This window comes from Burkholderia sp. PAMC 26561 (assembly GCF_001557535.2).
In the GTDB taxonomy this organism is placed as follows: domain Bacteria; phylum Pseudomonadota; class Gammaproteobacteria; order Burkholderiales; family Burkholderiaceae; genus Caballeronia.
Genome location: NZ_CP014315.1, coordinates 1,423,388 through 1,442,116, shown reverse-complemented (window position 1 = coordinate 1,442,116; position 18,729 = coordinate 1,423,388). Strand labels below are relative to the sequence as shown.

Here is an 18,729-nt window from a genome sequence, read left to right as displayed (position 1 = left end):
GTTGATTGGTGATTCCGGCTGGTCGCTTGTCAGGTCTGATGACGAGCATCGGGATCAGGCGTAGATGATCTCGATGCCGTTGCTGCTGCCTTGTCGTAAGAGTGAGAGTGCCGAGAGGTGAGGGCTGGGCAAGGCTTATTTCGAATGCGAAACGTTGAACGGCTTTCCCGGCACCCATGCCCACGTCGCCAAAACCTTCGCGCCCGCAGGCCCTGCGGTCGTGACATGGGCGACATTCGCCGGCATTGCCCAGCTCTCACCGGCGCGGACGACGTGCGCCGGCTGACCAACAACCTGCACCGTGACTTCACCGTCCAGCACGTAAGCGAGTTCCGGTCCCGTGGCTTTATGTCTCGGCTTGGATGCGTTCGGCGGGAACTCCGAAATCCCCATGCCCATCTCGCGATCAGTGCCTGCAACAGGCACGCGTTGCAGAACGACCGTGTCTTTGGCGGCAGCCGCCGAGCCGGCTGCGAATGAAGGCACGCTAATCGCCGCGCTCACGACGACCACCATGTATCGATGGAACATTATTGCGTCTGCGCCTTATCGGCCAGCGACTCGAGGATCCGGTACGCCGCCGTGACACGCGCGCCGTTCGGGATGTTCTTGTTCGCGAGAATCACGATCCCCAGACGTTTTTCCGGAATGAACGCCACATACGTGCCAAAGCCGTTGGTCGAGCCGGTCTTGTTGATCCAGACATCGTCGCGCGGCGGTTGCGGCGGTTTGAGCTGGGTGACCGGCGTCGCGTTCATGATCATCGCAGGCGCGTTGCCTTCCAGCAGATTTTCAAGCGCGACCGGATAGGGATATTGCTCCCAGATCAGGTCTTGCGTCATTGGCCCTGCGTCGAAATAGCCAGTGTGGGTATCGGTTATTGCGCGCTGAAGCTTCGGGTCGAGTTTGACCAGGTTCATGTTCGCCTGGAGGAAGTGCAGCATGTCGGCAGCGGTGGTTTTGATGCCGTAAGCCTCGGACGAGAGCACACCCGGCTTCATCCTGATGGGCGCGTCGTCCTTGGTGTAGCCCTGCGCGTAGTCCTTCATTCTTGCGGCTGGCACGTTGATGTAACTGTGCTGCAGACCCAGCGCGGGAAACAGGCCCTGCGTCATGAGCGTATCGAAATCCTGACCCAGGCTTTTCGCGGTGATGAGGCCGAGCGTTCCAATGCCTGGATTCGTGTACGTCCGATACGTCCCCGCCGCGTACGCAGGTTTCCACTGCCTGAAGTACTGCATCAGTTCGTCGATGTTGTTGACGTTGTCGGGCACTTGCAGTGGAAGGCCGCCGGGCGTGTGCGTGCCGAGATTGAGCAGGGTCACATCGCCGAACGGGGTGTTCTGCAAGGACGGGAGATACTTGCTCGTGCGGTCGGACAAGGACAGGTCACCGTCGATTTGTGCCTTGGCGGCAAGCGTCGCGGTGAATGTCTTGCTGACCGATCCAAGCTCGAACAAGGTGTTGCCCGTCACCAGTCTCCTGGGCCGCACCGACGCAAGACCATAGTTGAATACATGAGGCTTGCCGTCGGCGATGACCCCGACCGCGACGCCGGCGATTGCGTATTGCTTCATCAGCGGCTGGATGACGCCGTCCACTTCGCTCTGGATGGTGTTATCGGCGGCTTGAACGACGCTCGAAACCATGCACGAAAAAACGATTGCTGCAAACAGACGTCCTGCTCTCAATGTCATGTCCCTGATCCTTGGCGGGTTTGGGTGGGTCAAGCTGTGAGGCAGGAGTATCCGGTTTTTCTGAGTGACCGACCATCTACGATAAGTTATCCAAGGCAATAGAAAAACTATCGCTAAAGAATGCGCCGATCACGCCGATATGCATTGCAAGGACACCGTTGCTCAGCTTGTCACCGTGATTGCCATGATTCGGATATCGTGGCGCGGTCGGGGAGTGCGCACGTTTTCGAACTAGAGCAGACAGAAGTGATGATCAAGACAAAAGGCGCCTTTGTTCAGGCGCCTTTTTTTTGTCGGTCATTCGGCGGGCCGGCCGGCCAAACGCCTTCAATGCCCGGACTGAACCCCACCGAGCGTATTGAGTTCCGCGAGCACATCGTCCGGCAGCTTCAATTGCGATGCCTGCAGGTTTTCGCGCAGATGCGTGACCGACGATGTCCCCGGAATCAGCAAGATGTTCGGCGCGCGATGCAAGAGCCACGCAAGCGCGACTTGCATGGGCGTCGCTTCCAGGCCCTGCGCAATCGTCGAAAGCGCCGATGACTGGATCGGTGTGAAGCCGCCCAGCGGAAAGAAGGGTACGTACGCAATGCCCTGGGCTGCGAGGTCATCGACGAGTGCGTCGTCGCTGCGCTGGATCAGGTTGTAATGGTTCTGCACGCAGACAATCTCGGCAATCCCTTGCGCTTGCTTGATCTGCGTCGGCGTCACGTTGCTCAGACCAATGTGGCGCACGAGCCCCTGGCGCTGAAGCTCGGCGAGCGTCTCGACCTGCTTCGCAATCGATCCCTCGGCCGGCGCGTGGATGTCGCCCATGTTGCGTATGTTCACGATCTCGAGTGCATCGAGGCCGAGGTTGCGAAGATTGTCGTGAACGCCGCGTTTCAGATCTTCCGGCTCGAGGGCCGCGTTCCATGAACCGTCCGCGCCGCGAACGGCGCCAAGCTTCGTGACGATCACGAGGCCGTCCGCATACGGATGGAGCGCCTCGCGAATGATCTCGTTGGTGACGTGGGGGCCGTAGAAATCGCTGGTATCGATGTGATTGACGCCTGACGCCACAGCCTCGCGAAGCACGGCCACGGCCGCATCGCGGTCCTTCGGCGGACCGAACACGCCAGGTCCGGCAAGTTGCATGGCGCCGTAGCCCATGCGCCGCACCGTGTGGCCCGCGAGAGAAAAGGTATCAGTGGTGTTGAGGTTCGACATGATGATCTCCGTGAAAGGTATGACGACAGTATGAGACCGATTGCGCTGTTCGATAATCGGGTCTAGATTGCACAGGTCGTGCACTATTTTGAACAATGCCCCATGGAATTCAATGATCTTGCCGCATTTGTATCGGTCGCGCGGGCCGGCGGCTTTCGGGACGCCGCACGCATCAGCGGCGTATCGGCGTCGAGCCTCAGCATTGCCGTACGGCGCCTCGAGGCCAAGCTCGGACTGCGCCTGCTGAACCGGACCACGCGCAGCGTGGCGCCGACCGAGGCGGGCGAGCGTCTCATCGAAAAGCTGTCGCCGCTCTTCAGTGAAATGGAAGCGGCGCTGGACGTTCTGAACGGTTTTCGCGATAAACCCACGGGCACGCTCAAGCTGAACGTGCCGTCGAGCGCCGCGCGGATCGTGTTGCCGACGCTCATCGCGCGGTTTTTGAAGGCTTATCCGGACATTCGGGTGGAAGTCGTGGTCGAGGATGGTTTCGTCGATGTGCTGGCGATTGGTTGCGACGCCGGCATCCGCTACGACGAACGTCTGGAACAGGACATGATCGCCATCCCGATCGGGCCGCGCGTGCAGCGTTTCGCGACCGCGGCAGCGCCGGAATATCTTGACACGCACGGCAGGCCCACGCATCCCCGCGAGCTGCTCGAGCACGCGTGTCTGCGCGGCCAGTTCGCGGGCGGCGCCATGCCAATGTGGTTCTTCGAACGCGACGGTGAGGTGGTGCGGCTGGACCCGTCAGGACCGCTTCTGGTCAGGCCAAGCGCCGCGGTCGAACTCGCCATCAGCACCGCTGTAGCCGGTGTGGGAGTGGTCCATCTTTTCGAGGGGATGCTTCAGCCGTATCTGGATAGCGGCGCGCTGGAGCCGATCTTGCAGCCTTGGTGGCCACAATTTTCTGGACCGTTTCTTTATTATCCGGGGCGCAGGCACTTGCCGGCGCCGCTGCGGGCGTTTATCGACTTCGTGAAGGCCGAAGGTTCGCTGGCCGCTCCAGATTTCTGACCGTTTCCGGACGGGAGACAGGCACATTGCATCGCACAAGATCAAGCCTGCTGACCGTAGGTCAGCCAGTCTCGTAACCGCATCCGCTCTCGCTTCGACCGCGCATGTTGCGCCACATGAATTGCGTTTTCCTTCTCGCGAGTGGGGTGCCTTCGACCCTGTGAAATCAGGGTAAATCCCAGAAAAACATCAGACGTCTGATGTATATTGCAAAAAAGTTTGAGAGAAAGGCTCCCATGCGCTTGAGCGTCGAACAATCGATGAGCGACAAGATCCAGGAATCGCTGCTGGCCATGATTCGCGAAAAAGGCCTTAAACCAGGGGATCAGATTCCGACCGAGATCGAGTTGTGCGAGTTGCTGGGCGTGGGGCGGTCGAGTTTGCGCGAAGCCGTGGCGCAAATGATCTCGCATGGATTGCTGTCGCGGGTCCAGGGACGCGGGACCTTCATCAGACAAATTTCGCTGAAGCTTAAGGGCGGTCTGGATGATCTGATGTCCGTGACCGACATGATCAAGAGCGTCGGCGCAGTGCCCTCAACAAGCAGGCTGCAGATCGAGAATATCGAGGCATCGGAAAGCCTGGCGGAAAAGCTGGCGTTGGATGTGGGCCATCCGTGCGTGCGCATAGAACGGGTCCGGCGGGCGAACGATGCGATTGCGGCGTATTGCATCGATATTGTCTCGAAAGAGGTGTTCGATTCCGTCGGCAACGATCTCGGCGAATCGCTCTTCGCCATGCTCGGCAGGACCGGCCGCAGGCTGTCGCACACGCATACGTCCGTCCAGCCGACCATCCTGACGCCGCGCGACCTGCCTGAACTGGGCGATGGCTTCGGCCTGTTCCTGCTTCTGGATGAGGTCGATTTCGATCAGAGCGGCGATCCGCTTTGTTATAGCAACGACTACTACAACACGAGCATCTTCAAGTTCGACCTGGTTCGCAAACGTCATTGAGACGCGGGCAGAACCGGGGGACACGGAGGAGACATCATGGAATTCGAAGCGTTGAATGCTTCGGAACTGACGGCTTACCTGCGGGGCATTCCTGCTGTGCACGCGTTGCTGGGCGAGCCGGCGGAACTGGATATTGCGGAAGTGGGCGACGGCAATCTCAACTACGTCTACTTCGCGAGCAACGCAGGGGCTGCTGAAAAAAGCGTGGTGGTGAAGCAGGCACCGCCGTTTCTGCGGCTGGTCGGCAAGACATGGCCGCTTGGACGCGAGCGCATGGAGCGTGAAGTCGCCGCGCTCAGGCGCTTTGGATCGCTATGTCCGCAGCATGTGCCCAAGGTCTATCACGCGGACAGCCAGCTTTTCCTGATGGTGATGCAGCGGCTTGCCACTCACCGGATCCTGCGGCAAGGGCTGACGGATGGCGTCGTTTATCCGAGGCTTGCGGATCACTTGTCCACGTATCTTGCGAACACGCTTTTCTTCGGCTCGGATCTTTTTCTTAACGCCGACATCAAGAAACAGGCGATGAGCGCGGCCGTGAACAGCGAGTTGTGCGGGATCACCGAGGACCTGGTTTTCACGTATCCGTTCGAGGACCATCCATCGAACGTATATAGCGCTAAATTGCCAAGGGCGGCGCTGGAACGCCTCAGGCAGACGCCCGCATTGCGCGTGGCCGCGGCCGAAATGAAATGGGCGTTCATGAACCACGCCGAGACCTTGCTGCATGGCGACCTGCATACGGGTTCCATCATGGTCAACGCGGACGAGACCTATGTGATCGATCCCGAGTTCTCGTTCTACGGTCCCATGGCGTTCGACATTGGCGCGGTGCTCGCCAATCTTCTGCTGGCCTATTTCTCGCGCGACTGGCACGGCCGGCTTCACGACGGGCGGCCGGAAGTCTATCAGGCGTGGCTGCTGGAACAGGTCAGCACGATCTGGTCGGCGTTCGCCGCCAAGTTCCAGAAGCTATGGCGGGAACACGAAGGCCGCAGCAAGACTTCGTTCATTGGTAACGATCCGGACCGCGCCTGCGCCGATGCATTCAAGGCGCGCTTCATGCAACGGCTTCTCGCCGATACCCTCGGCTTTGCTGGCTGCAAGATGATCCGCCGGATCGTGGGCATGGCGAAGGTTGCGGAGATCGCGCACATTCCGGACGACACGGCACGCGCGGCGATCGAAGTGCGTTGTCTGCAATGCGCCGAGACGCTGCTGGTCGAAAGGCAATCCCTGACCGATATCGAACAGGTCGTTCGTCTGGCGCGGGCGCTTCAGTCCACCAACAATCAATAACCAACCGGAGCACGCATGAAATCGGCGCCGCTGTTTTCGAGCCTTCCAGCGACCATCACGTGGGAAAACGGCAGCTTGTCGATCCTCGACCAGACCCGTTTGCCTCGCGAAACCATCATCGAAAACGTGACGACGGCCGAACAGGTCTGGCGTGCAATCCATGAACTGCGGGTTCGCGGTGCACCGGCAATAGGCGTAGCCGCAGCCTACGGTCTATGCGTCGCGATGCGCGCGTCCCTTCATCTGCCGATACATGAATTCCGCGCGGCGCTTGCGCAGCAGGCGGCTTATATAGACAGCGCGCGTCCCACCGCGGTCAACCTGAGCTGGAGCCTTAAGCGGATGTTGCAGGCGGCGCAGGCGTGCGATGCCAATGATTCCGCCGCGCTTCTGAACGCATTGATCGCAGAGGCCGTTGCGATCCACGCGGAAGATCAGGCGCTGTGTGATGGTATCGGCGAGCATGGCCTGCCGCTGATCACGCCTGGCTGCGGAGTGCTGACGCATTGCAATGCGGGCGCGCTCGCGACCACCGGTCTTGGCACCGCAACCGCGCCCATATACAAGGCACATGGCGAGGGGCTGACATTCCGCGTCTACGCCGATGAAACCCGTCCGCTTCTGCAGGGCGCGCGCCTGACCGCCTACGAGTTGCAGCAGGCGGGCGTCGATGTCACGCTGATCACCGACAGCATGGCGGCGTCGATCATGGCGCAGGAACTGGTCGACGTGGTGATCGTCGGTACAGACCGGGTTGCGGCCAACGGCGACTTCGCGAACAAGATCGGCACACTCGGGCTTGCGATCGTCGCGCGGCACTTCAACATTCCGTTCTACGTGGCCTGTCCGTCGTCAACGCTCGACCTTCACACGGCGACGGGGCGTGACATCGTGATCGAAGAGCGTCACGACGACGAAATCACGCATCTGTACGGCGAACGTGTTGCGCCGGCCAACGTGAAGGTCCGCAACCCCGCTTTCGATGTCACGCCGAACCATCTCGTCACGGGTTTCATCACGGAGCGGGGCATCGTGCAAAAACCGTTCGATATTAACCTGGCAGCGTTGTTCGCCATGGAAGGAGACGCAGCATGACCGAGGCCGCGCTGCGTTCGGGAATAGTGGAGACAGCGCGCGAGATGGAACGTCTCGGCATCAATCAGGGCACGTCGGGCAACGTGAGCGCGCGGTTCAGCGATGGTTTCCTGATCACGCCAAGCGGCATCCCGTCGGCACAACTGGACCCGGCCTCGATCGCGTTCCTGCCGATCAATATAGATGCTTCCTCGTCGCTGTTTGCGCAGTTGCGGCCATCGTCGGAATGGCGCATTCACCGCGACATCTTGCAGGCGAGGCCGGAGATCGGCGCAGTGGTTCACACGCATTCCAGCTCGGCCACGGCGCTCGCCATTCACTCACACGGCATCCCCGCGCACCATTACATGGTGGCGGCCGCGGGCGGCAATTCCATCCGATGCGCGCCGTACGCAACCTTCGGCAGCAAGGAGTTGTCCGATTACGCGATGCAGGCGCTGAAAGACCGCACAGCGTGTCTGCTGGCGCATCACGGCGTGATTGCACTGGGTCGGGATCTCGCGCGTGCGCTATGGCTCGCACACGAAGTCGAGGTACTGGCGAAGCAATATCTGCTGGCGTGCCAATTGGGAACGCCGCCCGTCTTATCGGATGAACAGATGAACGAAGTCGTGGACAAGTTCAGGAACTACGGACCACGAAGAACCAAGGATACCTGAATAAGTTTCTTCAAATGTTGTACCCGCAGCGCGCAACAGAACCGCCTTTATAACTTGAAAAATGGAGACAGTCATGGCCTGGAATTCAGGAAGATTTGACGCATGGAGCAAGCTGGGTGCACGTACGGGAACGGCGGTCTTATGCGCGGCAGCCGCGCTCTCCGGCTGTTCGAAAAGCGAATCGCCTTCGACGACCACCGCCGCAAGCGACGCAAGCGCAAGTCCCGCCGCAGTCGCGAGCGCTGCTCCCGCGGCCACGGCGGCATCGGGCGGGAAGACGAAGATCGGTTTCTCGGTGTCTACGCTGAACAACGCATTCTTCGTCGGCTTGAAACTCGGGGTGGAAAAGGGTTCGAAGGAACAAGGCTTCGATCTGGTCCAGACGAACGCAAACGGCGACGCACAGCAGCAGGTCAATGACGCGATCAACCTGCTGAGCCAGGGCGTGACTGCGCTGGTGCTCAATCCGATCGACTCGAAGGCGATCATTCCGGCGGTCGAAAAGGCCAACAGCATGGGCATTCCCGTGTTCACGCTGGATCGCGGCTCCGATGGCGGCAAGGTGACGTCGTTCGTGGCGTCGGACAACGTGGCGCTCGGCACGACGGCGGCAAAGTGGATCGCGGATCAGTTGAAGACGCGTTATGGCTCGCCCAAGGGCAACGTGGTCGACCTGATCGGGTTGGTCGGGACGACGGCTGCCACCGACCGCGAGAAAGGCTTCTCCGATGAAATCGCGAAGTATCCGGACATCAAGGTCGTGGCCCGCCAGGAAGGCGCGTTCGACCAGGAAAAGTCACTCAACGCGATGACGAACATCCTGCAAAAGTACCCGCAAATCGATGCAGTTTTCGGTGCGAACGACGACAACACCGTGGGTGCGGAAAAAGCTATCGACAACGCCAACCGCTACAAGCCGCTCGGCGACAAGGAGCACATCATGGTGATCGGTGCCGACGGCACGGCGCAGGCATTGTCCGCGATTCGTGCCGGCAAGCAGGACGCAACCATTTCGCAGAACCCAATCGAAATGGCGGCGAAGGCGCTGAGTTTCATCAAGGACTACACGGCGAAGAAGGACGTGCCGGCGAACTACGCATGGCCGACCTTGTTGATCGACAAGTCGAATATCGACTCCGATACCACCAAGAAATACGGTCTCTGGTCGCTGCAGGTCAGCCAGTAATCGCCGTAATCGACCAAGCGCATGCGTGTCCGCAAGTCTCCGATGGCGCGGAGCGCATGCCTCGCAAGAGAGATCCGATCATGAGTGCCGAAACGAGTTCGCCCGATCTTTCCGGCGGCGTGCAAGAGGCGCCGGAGAGCGGCAACGTGCCGCTGCTGCGCATGGAGGGCATCGTCAAGAGTTTCCCCGGCGTGAAGGCGTTGCGGGGCGTCAGCCTGTCGTTGCAGGCGGGTCACGTGATGGCGATCGTCGGTGAGAACGGCGCAGGCAAGTCGTCGCTGATCAAGACCTTGTCGGGTGCGTATGAGCCGGACGAAGGCCGCATCGAGATCAACGGCGTGCCGCTTGCACGCGGAACCAATGCGGCGATCGATGCCGGCGTCGCCGTGATTTACCAGGAGCTGTCGCTGATCAACGACATGACCGTCGCGGAGAATCTGTTCCTCGGGCGCATGCCGTCGCGCGGCGGTTTCGTGATGCGGCGCGAAGCCAACGAACACGCGCGCCAGGCGCTTGCGCAAGTCGGACTGGATAACGTCTCGCCGTCCATGCGTCTCGGCGATCTGCCGTTGAACAAGCGGCAGCTCGTGGAAGTCGCAAAGGCGGTGGCACGCGACGCCCGCATCCTCGTCATGGATGAACCTACGGCAGCGCTGCAGCGTGGCGACATCGCCAATCTGTACGCCGTGGTCCGGCGGCTTCGCGCGGCAGGGATGGGGATCATCTTCATCTCGCATCATCTGGAAGAGGTGTTCGAGCTGGCGGACTCGGCCGTGGTGATGCGCGATGGCGCAACCGTCAGTTCGCGGCCGATGAACCAGTGGACCGAGCAGGAGCTCGTGCAGGCCATGGTCGCGCGCAATCTCGATTCGTTCTATCCGTGGGAGCCGCGCGACTACGGGCCCGTCGTGCTCGAAGTGCGCGATCTGGCGAGCCCGCCAATCGTGCGGCATGCGAGCCTCAGCGTGAGGGCGGGTGAGATCGTGGGTATCGCGGGGATTGCGGGCGCGGGGCGCACGGAGTTGTTGAAAGCGATCTTCGGCGCGCTGCCCGTGACGAAGGGCGAACTCCTGATACGCGGCAAGAAGGTCAGCATCAAGTCGCCAACCGATGGCATCCGGCACGGACTCGTCTATACCGCCGAAGACCGCAAGCTCGAAGGTCTCGTGCTCGAGGCGAGCATCGAGGAGAACGTCGCGCTTTCGAGCCTGAAGGCGCTTGCAACCGGCGGCTTCACCAGCAACGCAAGAAAACGCAGGCTCGCGCAGGAAGCGAGCACGCGCTTCGCGGTGCGTTCGCCATCGGTCATGCAGATCACGGGCAATCTCTCGGGCGGCAATCAGCAGAAGGTCATCCTGGGACGCGCCACGGCCACTCAACCGGCCGTCATCATGCTCGATGAACCCACGCGCGGTATCGACGTAGGCGCGAAGACCGAGATCTATGCGCACATGGTATCGATGGCGCGCGCCGGTGCGGCCGTCATCATGGTCAGCTCGGAATTGCCGGAGTTGCTCGGCATGTCCGACCGCGTGCTGGTGATGTACAGAGGCAGCATCGTCACGGAGATCGCACGCAACAAGGCGGACTCCGAGACGGTGATTCAATGGGCTACGACAGGAGTAGGCGCATGACGTCGACAGCAGCAAAGCAGGCGGATCAGGAGGCGCTCTCGCGCCGTTTCATCCGGCAGTTACGCAGCGGTATCGGACCTTTGTTCGCGGCGCTCATTCTCATATGCGTGGTGCTGTCGATCGCATCGCCCGAATTTCTCACGACGAGCACGCTCACCAACATCATGGTGCAGGTCTCCGTGGTGGGCATCGCGGCGGTCGGCGGCACGTTCGTCATCATCACGTCCGGGATCGACCTGTCGGTCGGCTCGCTGGTCGCGCTGAGCGGCATGGTCGCAGCGACGGTCATGGCGGGATCGGTGCCGGGGAACATCGGGCTGGGTATCGGCGGACTTGCGGTGGCGCTTGCCGTGGGCGCGTGCGTGGGCGCGTTGAACGGACTCTCGGTCGCGTGGTTCAGGCTGGTGCCGTTCATTGTCACGCTGGCCATGATGGCGATGGCGCGCGGCCTCACGCTCGCCATTTCCGATGGCCGCACCAAGTTCGACTTCCCGAACGCGTTCACCGCGTTCGGGGCAAAGACGGTTGCCGGGCTTCCCGCGCCGATGATCGTCATGCTGGTCGTTTTTATTGTCGGGCATGTGCTGTTGCGCAAGACGACCTTCGGGCATCAGGTCTTTGCGGTCGGCGGCAACAAGGAAGCCGCACGGCTCGCCGGTATTCCCGTGCGGCGCGTGATCTTCCTGACGTACACGCTTGCCGGTGTGACGGCGGCGATTGCAGGCATCGTGCTCGCGGGACGGCTGAATTCGGCGCTGCCCTCTGCGGCAAACGGACTCGAGCTTCAGGTCATTGCCGGCGTTGTGATCGGCGGTACGTCGCTTGCCGGCGGGCGCGGTTCGATCATTGGCACGTTCATTGGCGTGGTGCTGATCGGCGTGATCAACGTGGGCCTGTCGCTGCTCGGCGTCAATCCATTCTGGACGCAATTCATTCAGGGCGGCGTCATCTTCGCCGCCGTCATGCTCGACGCGCTCAGCCAGCGCCGCAAGGTGTGAGCCATCGCAGTTTCCTTTCAAGGAGCATCACGTGAAAAAGATCATCAACCAGCCGGATCAGTTCGTGGATGAAGTCATCGATGCGCTGTTGCTCGCGCATCCGGGCTGGATCAAATCCGCGACCGCTGACAACCGTGCGCTCGTGCGCGCCGATGCACCGAAGCAGGGTCGCGTGGGCATCGTGACCGGCGGCGGGTCGGGGCATATGCCGGGCTTCCTGGGCTACGTGGGCGAGGGTTTGTGCAGCGGCGTGGCAGTAGGCAACGTGTTTTCATCGCCGTCGTCGGAACAGATTTTCGAAGCCACTAAAGCCGTCGATGGCGGCGCCGGCGTGCTGTATGTGTACGGCAATTATGGCGGCGATGTCTTCAACTTCGACCTCGCTGCGGATCTGGCGGAACCGGAAGGCATCGATATCAAGACAGTGCTGCTCACTGACGACGTGGCGTCGGCACCGAGCGCGCGCAGTGCTGAACGCCGGGGCGTGGCAGGGATGGTGTTTGCGTTCAAGTGCGCGGGGCATCGGCGGAACGAGGCGATTCACTCGATGAAGTCGCCCGCATCACAGCGAAGGCGAACAACCAGTGCCGCACCATGGGCGTGGGCCTCTCGCCGACCATTCTGCCGGCTGCGGGCAAACCTACGTTCACGCTGCCTGAAGGCGAGATGGAGATCGGCATCGGCATTCATGGCGAACCGGGCACGCATCGCGGCGCACTCGAAACCGCCGATCAGATTGCAACGCGCCTGACCGGCGAGATCCTTGCCGACCTCAATGCGCCCAAAGGATCGCGCGTCGCGGTGCTCATCAACGGGCTCGGCGCGACGCCACTTGAAGAGCTGTATTTGTTGTATCGGCGATCGGCTGCGATCATCGGCGAGCAGGGTTTGACGATCGCACGCTCGTATGTGGGCGAGTATGTGACGAGCCTCGAAATGGCGGGTGCGTCGATCACGATCATGCTTGTCGATGACGAACTCGAAGCGCTGCTTGCCGCACCGGCGCGTTCGCCTTTCTTTCGCGAATGGTCGCAGGCTTGAACGGGGGACGTCATGAGTATTTCTTCCACTGAACTGCGCGACGTGCTCGCGCGCACGCTCGCCACGCTGCCGGGCCATGCCGAAGAGTTGCGCGAACTCGATGCCGCACTCGGCGACGGCGATCTCGGCATTACCGTGCAAGCGGGATCGGCGGCGGTCGTGAAGGCGCTTGCCGCGTTGCCTGGCGAGGCGACCGTGGCCGACGTGCTGCTCGCCGCGGGGAAGGCATTTTCGACCGCGAATCCATCCACGTTCGCGGCATTGATAGGCGGCGGATTGCTGGCGGCATCGAAGACCATGGCGGGGAAGGACACGGTCGGCAAGAACGAGGCGTTGACCATCGGGCGTGCGGTTGCGGGGCGCATCATCGAACGCGGGAAGAGCCAGGTCGGTGACAAGACCGTGCTCGACGCGCTCGTTCCAAGTCTCGATACTCTCGAAAAATCAGACGGCGATACCGATGCGTTGCTGGCCGCGATGATCGCGACATCGCAGGAACGCGTGGAGGCGACAGCGGGGCTGCAATCACAAAAGGGACGCGCGGCATGGGTGCAGGAACGCAGCATTGGACATGCCGATCCGGGCGCTACCGCGTATTTAAGGTTTCTCGAAGCGTTGCGGGAAGGCGTGAAGGGTTAAGCCTTCAGCACGCCTGCCTTGCGTAGTATCTCCAGAAATACAGCCAGTGGACTGTCATTCCTCGATACAGTCGTGAGGCTGTATTTTGCCTTCCCCGAACGCAAAATAATTAAAAGCCAAAGCCTCGGGCACGTGATGTGCGTGACGCATGGGGCTCGTCCAACTGGAAAACGCTGCCTGCATGACCTGCGCCCAAGCTTCGGATCGTTCTGGATCCCAACGCTTGCAAAATCCTTTCGATGAAGGCGTGCCGCATCTCTGATGACCGCATGCCCTGCGGGGTTTGAGTTGCGTGACGCGATGCCCGAGCGGTACGAGCCGGGAAAACGATGCACCGTGGATTAGACTTTTGTCACCGGTGCATCGTTTATCGCATCTTTACCTTCAGTGAAGGACTTACCCATGACTCCAACCAGCCCGAGATATCGGTCAAGACTGGCGACATCACTCTTCGATCTTTTAAATCCCATCCCGTACGGACTTTTCGTCGGCACCCTGATCTTCGACATTATCTACGCGATAACAGAAAATGTTTTCTGGGCTAAAGGCGCTGCGTGGCTCGTAACCGTCGGACTCATTTTCGCGATCATTCCACGCTTCATCAATCTCGGCCACGTCTGGTTCGGATACCGCTACGCAGGCAAAAATCGCGAGAGGCTGGCCTTCTGGCTGAACCTGCTCGGCATCGTCGCGGCAATCGTGAACGCATTCGTTCATAGCCGCGATGCTTATGCCCAGGTTCCGCTGAGCGTCATTCTTTCAGTCATTACAGTCGCGTTGCTGATCCTTGCTCAAATCGTGCTCGCGTTCGACAAGTTCGATTTCAAGGAGACGGCTCGTGAATAGATCCATCTTGACCAGCGTGATCGCGGTGGCCGTCGCGGCTTCGTTCAGCGGATGCGACGAGAAAGCCAAATATGATTCCGCGCATCAGGCCGGCGCCAATCCGCCATTGCCGAGCGCTCAGAGTTTTTTCACGCCGCCCATGCAGGTACCCAAGCATGTTGGATGGCAGAACAACGAAACACCCAAGGTCGCGGACGGCCTGAAGATCGAGAAGATCGCGTCCGGGCTTGAACATCCACGGCAGGTGTATGGGCTTCCTAATGGCGACATCCTGGTGGCGGAATCCAGCAGCCCCGATGCCGAACCTGTAACCACGCCGAAGCAGTTGATTGCGGGCATGGTCCAGAGCCGTTCGGGCAAGGAAGCGAAGGGTGGCAACCGCATCACGTTGCTGCGAAAGCGCACCGATGGCAGCGGCGAATGGGACAAGCATGTCTTCATCGATCATCTGCATTCGCCGTTCGGCATGCAACTGGTCGGCGACACGCTGTACGTGGCCGATACCGACGCCATCCTCAAGTTCCCGTACAAATCCGGCGATACGGCCATTACCACGACCGGTGTCGAACTGACCGACCTTCCGGACCGGGTCAACCATCACTGGACCAAGGCGCTGCTCGCGAGCCCGGACGGCAAGAAGCTTTTTGTCGGCGTCGGATCGAACAGCAATGCCAGCGAGAACGGACTCGACGTCGAATACCGCCGCGCTAACGTCCTCGAAGTGGATATCGCCACTGGCGGCAGCCGCATCTTCGCGGCCGGCATACGCAATCCGACCGGGCTGCAATGGGAACCGAAAACGGGACAACTCTGGGCAGTCGCCAATGAACGCGATGAAATCGGCGCAGACCTTGTTCCGGACTATTTGACCTCGGTGAAAGACGGCGCTTTCTATGGCTGGCCGTACAGCTACTATGGGCAGAATGTGGACCGGCGCGTGCAGCCGCAACGCCCCGATCTGGTCGCGAAGGCGATCCCGCCGGATTATGCGATCGGCTCGCACGTTGCGCCGCTCGGCTTGTTGTTTTATACCGGCGACAACCTTCCGGCACAGTTCAAGGGCGGGGCTTTTATCGGCGAGCATGGCAGTTGGGATCGTTCGCCGCTGAGCGGTTACGCGGTCGCGTATGTGGCGTTTGAAAACGGCAAACCGGTCGGCACGCCGAAACCTGTTGTGACGGGCTTTGTGACCGCCGACGAGAAGGAGCTGCGCGGCGCGCCGGTCGGGCTCGCGCAGGGTCAGGACGGCGCGCTCATCATCGCCGACGATGCCGGCAACACCGTCTGGCGCGTGACGAAAGCAGGAGGTTGAACGTCACGTCGCAAGAGAAAAAACAGCAGTTCCTTACGTCTTGCGGGCGGCGCGCGGTCTCTGTTGTGGATCGCCTGCCGCCCGTTTTCGTGGCCGGCCGGTTGTGTCGAAAATTTGGAGTTGCCGCATAATCCAAGCGAGCAACATCCATTGCTATGCATTTGATCATGTAAGGAGCCGATATGCCTTTGGTCAGAATCAACGTCTCGAAAGAAGCCTCCGCTGATAGCGTCCAAGCCATCAGCGATGTCATCTATGAAGCCATGCTCGCCGTTGCGAATGTTCCGGCGAACGACCGGTTTCAGATCATCACGCGCCACGCGCCGGGCGAGCTCGTGTATCCCACGGAGGGATACCTGGGCATCGATTATTCGCCAGGCATCGTTTTTATACAGGTGACGTGGAATGCAGGGCGCTCGGTCGATGCAAAGAAAGCCTTCTACAAAGCGGTTGCAGAAGGCGTTCATCAAAAAGCGGGGGTGCGGATCGAGGACGTGTGGATCAGTCTGATCGATGTCCAGCGCGAGAACTGGTCGTTCGGGAACGGTGAAATGCAGTACGCGCCAGCCGATTAAGACTCGCTCGGCTCGGAAGCCGCTGCCGGCGCTGATTCGGCAGGCGCGGCTTCGGCGGGTGCTGCAGTCGTCGCCTGCGCCTTGGCCGCAACGCGGGCTACCCGCGCTTCCTCGAGCTTCTGCGCGCGAACCGCATCTTCCGGGGATACGCGGCCGGCCTCTGCGCCCGAAAGATCGACGCGAATCGCGTCGACGCTCATTGCGCTCCAGTAGCGGCTGCCGCGGCACCACACCTTGATGGCGTCGCGCAGTTCCGGCTGTGTCACCTTCAACTCCGCGATATGCGCAATCAGGTCCTCGAAAATGCCGATCTTGAGCGGAACCTTGGGTGCCGGATTTTTCGGGAACGCTTCCGGGAAAAGCTTTTGCAGCCGGCCGATATGCACCACGACCGGATCTACCGGTTTGGCATTGACCGGCGGTTTCGGCTGCGGCGGAGCCTTCGATACCGGTTTCGCGGGTCTCGGATGGGGCTTGCGATCGGACCTGACGTCGGGTTTGCCATCCGCAGCCGGTTTCGCTTTCGAAACGGCGGACGGCACCCGGTTGCGGTCTGCGCGCGCGGGGGCCTTCGTCTTAGCCGATTTTGAAAGCTGATCCCTGAGTTTTGCTAGCTGTTCGAATCCCATTACGTCCGTCCGGGCAAAAAGAACAGGAATTGTAGCAGTCCCGCGACCAGCAAGCGCTGACGTCAGTCACACAGAAGCTGCGCGCGGGGTGCGGTATCCTTGCCTGTTCCTCGGACCACCACTCTTATCCCCCATGTCCAAGCTTCCTTTCGATGCCGTACTGTTTGACTGCGACGGCGTGCTCGTCGATTCCGAACTCATCACCAATCGCGTACTCAGCGAATTGCTGGGCGAACTGGGATGGCGTCTGAGCGTCGAGGAAACCATGCGGATCTTTATCGGCAAGGCCGTGAAGGACGAGGCGCCGCTGATCGAAGCCAATACCGGCGTGCCCCTCACGGAGGAGTGGCTCGTGCAGTTCCGGGAGCGGCGCAATATGGCGCTCGAGCGCGGGCTGGTCGCCATTGATGGAGCACTTTCGGCCGTTGAAACACTGCACCGGGCGCTCGATGGACGCATTGCAGTGGCCTCCGGCGCCGACCGCTTCAAGGTCGAGATGCAACTGACAAAGGTCGGCATGATCGATTATTTCGATGGCCGGGTTTTTAGCGGCCATGAAATGGCGCACACCAAGCCGTTTCCGGACGTGTATCTGGCGGCGGCCAGGGCGCTGGGTGTCGATCCGGCGCGCTGTGCCATTGTGGAAGATACGGTCACGGGTGCGACTGCCGGCGTTGCTGCGGGCGCCACGGTGTTTGGCTACAGCCCGCATGAGGAAGGTCATAGCGAGCCGAGAGCGCTTCGCGAGACGGGTGTGGTCCAGGTATTTCGGAACATGGCTGAGTTACCCGCTGTGCTTGCTCAATGGCAACGCCGCGCCGCGTGATGTCGGCCTGAACGTTTTGTTCAGCGCGAGTCATTGCTGGCGGTCCGCGAAAGCATATCGACCCATTCGAGTCGTGCGGGATTCGGGCGCGCGGACATCAAGTCCGCACAAACCCCGGTCCAACGATTCGTTCAATGACGCTCAAGGCAAGTGATTGCCGCCCGTCACGCCATAGACCTCGCCTGTCGTAAAGCTCGATTCCTGCGATGCCAGCAACACATAAACCGGCGCCAGTTCCGCCGGTTGGCCGGGGCGTTTCATGGGTACTTCGGAACCGAAGGTGACGATTTTTTCCTGTGGCTGTCCGCCGCTTGGCTGCAGCGGTGTCCACACCGGTCCCGGTGCAACGGCGTTCACACGAATGCCCTTGCCAATGACTTGCTTCGCCAGTGCATGCGTGAATGCGGTGATGGCAGCTTTGGAAGGCGCATAGTCGAGCAGGCTCGGGCTTGGCTGGTAGCTTTGAATGGAGGTCGTGTTGATGATCGTCGCGCCCGGCGGCATGTGCGGCAGCGCTGCCTTGCAGAGCCAGAACATGGCAAGAACGTTGGTGCGCAGCGTGGCTTCGAACTGCTCGGTGCTCAGATCGGCGATGTCTTCGACCGCCGTCTGCTTGCCCGCCACATTGACCAGGATATCGATCCCGCCCAACTGCTCGATCGTCTGGGATACGAGCGACTTGCAAAACGACTCGTCGCCGATATCGCCCGGAAGTGCGACCGCCTTGCGGCCGGCTTGCTCGACAAGGCTCACGACTTCGCGCGCATCTTGCTCTTCGCTTTGCAGGTAGTTGAGCACGACATCTGCGCCTTCGCGTGCGAACGCGATCGCGACGGCCCGGCCAATGCCGCTGTCCGCACCGGTGATGAGCGCGCGCCGGCCGGCCAGTCTGCCAAAACCCTTGTAGCTGGTTTCGCCGTGATCGGGCCTGGGGCTCATGTCGGCGGTGAGTCCGGGAGCAGACTGCGGCTGCTTATCGAATTCGGGCTGGGGATATTGCTTGGTGGGGTCCTGCATTGCGTACTGGTTTTCGGTGCTCATGCGTGCTCCTCGGCGAATTGAAAAAAACGATTGGTCGTCGGCCAAGTACGCAGCAATGCACGTTCCATAC

Annotated in this window: 18 protein-coding genes and 1 pseudogene; 14 read left to right on the top strand and 5 right to left on the bottom strand. The window is 60.8% G+C overall.

Going from position 1 to position 18,729, the window contains the following annotated elements; translation table 11 throughout:
• Positions 1–135: 135 nt before the first annotated feature.
• The 3 genes from AXG89_RS41120 to AXG89_RS41110 all read right to left on the bottom strand — a co-directional run bounded on the left by AXG89_RS41120 (position 136) and on the right by AXG89_RS41110 (position 2,906).
• Entirely contained in the window at positions 136–531 is a 396-nt protein-coding gene (locus AXG89_RS41120; RefSeq protein WP_075357426.1) for a cupin domain-containing protein, read from the bottom strand.
• A complete protein-coding gene (gene ampC, locus AXG89_RS41115; RefSeq protein ID WP_075357427.1) occupies positions 531–1,697 on the bottom strand; it encodes a class C beta-lactamase in 1,167 nt (388 codons plus the stop codon). Before ampC ends, AXG89_RS41120 begins: the two co-directional genes overlap by 1 nt.
• Before the next feature lie 327 nt (positions 1,698–2,024).
• Entirely contained in the window at positions 2,025–2,906 is an 882-nt protein-coding gene (locus tag AXG89_RS41110) for an aldo/keto reductase family oxidoreductase (protein ID WP_075357428.1), read from the bottom strand.
• A gap of 102 nt (positions 2,907–3,008) precedes the next feature.
• On the opposite strand from AXG89_RS41110, the gene AXG89_RS41105 reads away from it, so the two are divergent.
• From AXG89_RS41105 to AXG89_RS41045, 13 genes and pseudogenes are all read left to right on the top strand, one after another.
• Positions 3,009–3,923, top strand: coding sequence for a LysR family transcriptional regulator (locus AXG89_RS41105; protein WP_075357429.1), 915 nt, complete (start codon positions 3,009–3,011; stop codon positions 3,921–3,923).
• A gap of 260 nt (positions 3,924–4,183) precedes the next feature.
• Complete coding sequence (locus AXG89_RS41100; protein ID WP_231941406.1) at positions 4,184–4,879, top strand: GntR family transcriptional regulator; 696 nt, start codon at positions 4,184–4,186, stop codon at positions 4,877–4,879.
• 36 nt (positions 4,880–4,915) lie between these two features.
• The gene (gene mtnK, locus AXG89_RS41095; protein WP_075357431.1) at positions 4,916–6,178 is read left to right on the top strand and encodes an S-methyl-5-thioribose kinase; all 1,263 of its coding nucleotides are present in this window, start codon (positions 4,916–4,918) and stop codon (positions 6,176–6,178) included.
• 15 nt (positions 6,179–6,193) lie between these two features.
• Positions 6,194–7,273 (top strand): S-methyl-5-thioribose-1-phosphate isomerase, encoded by a 1,080-nt coding sequence (mtnA, locus tag AXG89_RS41090; RefSeq protein WP_075357432.1) that lies wholly within the window; start codon positions 6,194–6,196, stop codon positions 7,271–7,273.
• Positions 7,270–7,932: a class II aldolase/adducin family protein gene (locus AXG89_RS41085; protein WP_075357433.1), complete on the top strand. Its 663-nt coding sequence runs from the start codon at positions 7,270–7,272 to the stop codon at positions 7,930–7,932. The genes mtnA and AXG89_RS41085 overlap by 4 nt, the downstream gene beginning before the upstream one ends.
• A 73-nt stretch (positions 7,933–8,005) precedes the next feature.
• Complete coding sequence (locus AXG89_RS41080) at positions 8,006–9,118, top strand: substrate-binding domain-containing protein (RefSeq protein WP_075357434.1); 1,113 nt, start codon at positions 8,006–8,008, stop codon at positions 9,116–9,118.
• An 80-nt stretch (positions 9,119–9,198) separates the two neighbouring features.
• A complete protein-coding gene (locus AXG89_RS41075; RefSeq protein ID WP_075357435.1) occupies positions 9,199–10,752 on the top strand; it encodes a sugar ABC transporter ATP-binding protein in 1,554 nt (517 codons plus the stop codon).
• Positions 10,749–11,750, top strand: a complete 1,002-nt coding sequence (locus tag AXG89_RS41070; protein WP_062001688.1) for an ABC transporter permease — start codon at positions 10,749–10,751, stop codon at positions 11,748–11,750. The genes AXG89_RS41075 and AXG89_RS41070 overlap by 4 nt, the downstream gene beginning before the upstream one ends.
• A 31-nt stretch (positions 11,751–11,781) precedes the next feature.
• A pseudogene (locus AXG89_RS41065) lies at positions 11,782–12,791 on the top strand (dihydroxyacetone kinase subunit DhaK).
• A 12-nt stretch (positions 12,792–12,803) separates the two neighbouring features.
• Positions 12,804–13,430 carry a DAK2 domain-containing protein gene (locus AXG89_RS41060; RefSeq protein WP_075357436.1) on the top strand — a complete coding sequence of 209 codons (627 nt, stop codon included), beginning with the start codon at positions 12,804–12,806 and terminating at the stop codon, positions 13,428–13,430.
• A 402-nt stretch (positions 13,431–13,832) separates the two neighbouring features.
• Positions 13,833–14,276 carry a DUF2231 domain-containing protein gene (locus AXG89_RS41055; protein ID WP_075357437.1) on the top strand — a complete coding sequence of 148 codons (444 nt, stop codon included), beginning with the start codon at positions 13,833–13,835 and terminating at the stop codon, positions 14,274–14,276.
• On the top strand, positions 14,269–15,588 hold the full coding sequence (locus tag AXG89_RS41050) for a PQQ-dependent sugar dehydrogenase (protein ID WP_062001692.1): 1,320 nt from the start codon (positions 14,269–14,271) through the stop codon (positions 15,586–15,588). The genes AXG89_RS41055 and AXG89_RS41050 overlap by 8 nt, the downstream gene beginning before the upstream one ends.
• Positions 15,589–15,770: 182 nt before the next feature.
• On the top strand, positions 15,771–16,163 hold the full coding sequence (locus AXG89_RS41045) for a tautomerase family protein (protein WP_075357438.1): 393 nt from the start codon (positions 15,771–15,773) through the stop codon (positions 16,161–16,163).
• Here the strand turns inward: AXG89_RS41045 and AXG89_RS41040 are convergent.
• Positions 16,160–16,792 (bottom strand): ProQ/FinO family protein, encoded by a 633-nt coding sequence (locus tag AXG89_RS41040; protein ID WP_075357439.1) that lies wholly within the window; start codon positions 16,790–16,792, stop codon positions 16,160–16,162. The two genes, AXG89_RS41045 and AXG89_RS41040, sit on opposite strands and share 4 nt — an antisense overlap.
• A 133-nt stretch (positions 16,793–16,925) precedes the next feature.
• Between AXG89_RS41040 and AXG89_RS41035 the strand changes: the two genes are divergently transcribed.
• The gene (locus AXG89_RS41035) at positions 16,926–17,618 is read left to right on the top strand and encodes an HAD family hydrolase (protein WP_075357440.1); all 693 of its coding nucleotides are present in this window, start codon (positions 16,926–16,928) and stop codon (positions 17,616–17,618) included.
• Positions 17,619–17,759: 141 nt separating this feature from the next.
• Here AXG89_RS41035 and AXG89_RS41030 read toward each other — a convergent pair whose 3' ends face one another.
• Complete coding sequence (locus tag AXG89_RS41030) at positions 17,760–18,659, bottom strand: SDR family oxidoreductase (protein ID WP_075357441.1); 900 nt, start codon at positions 18,657–18,659, stop codon at positions 17,760–17,762.
• Positions 18,660–18,729 lie beyond the last annotated feature (70 nt).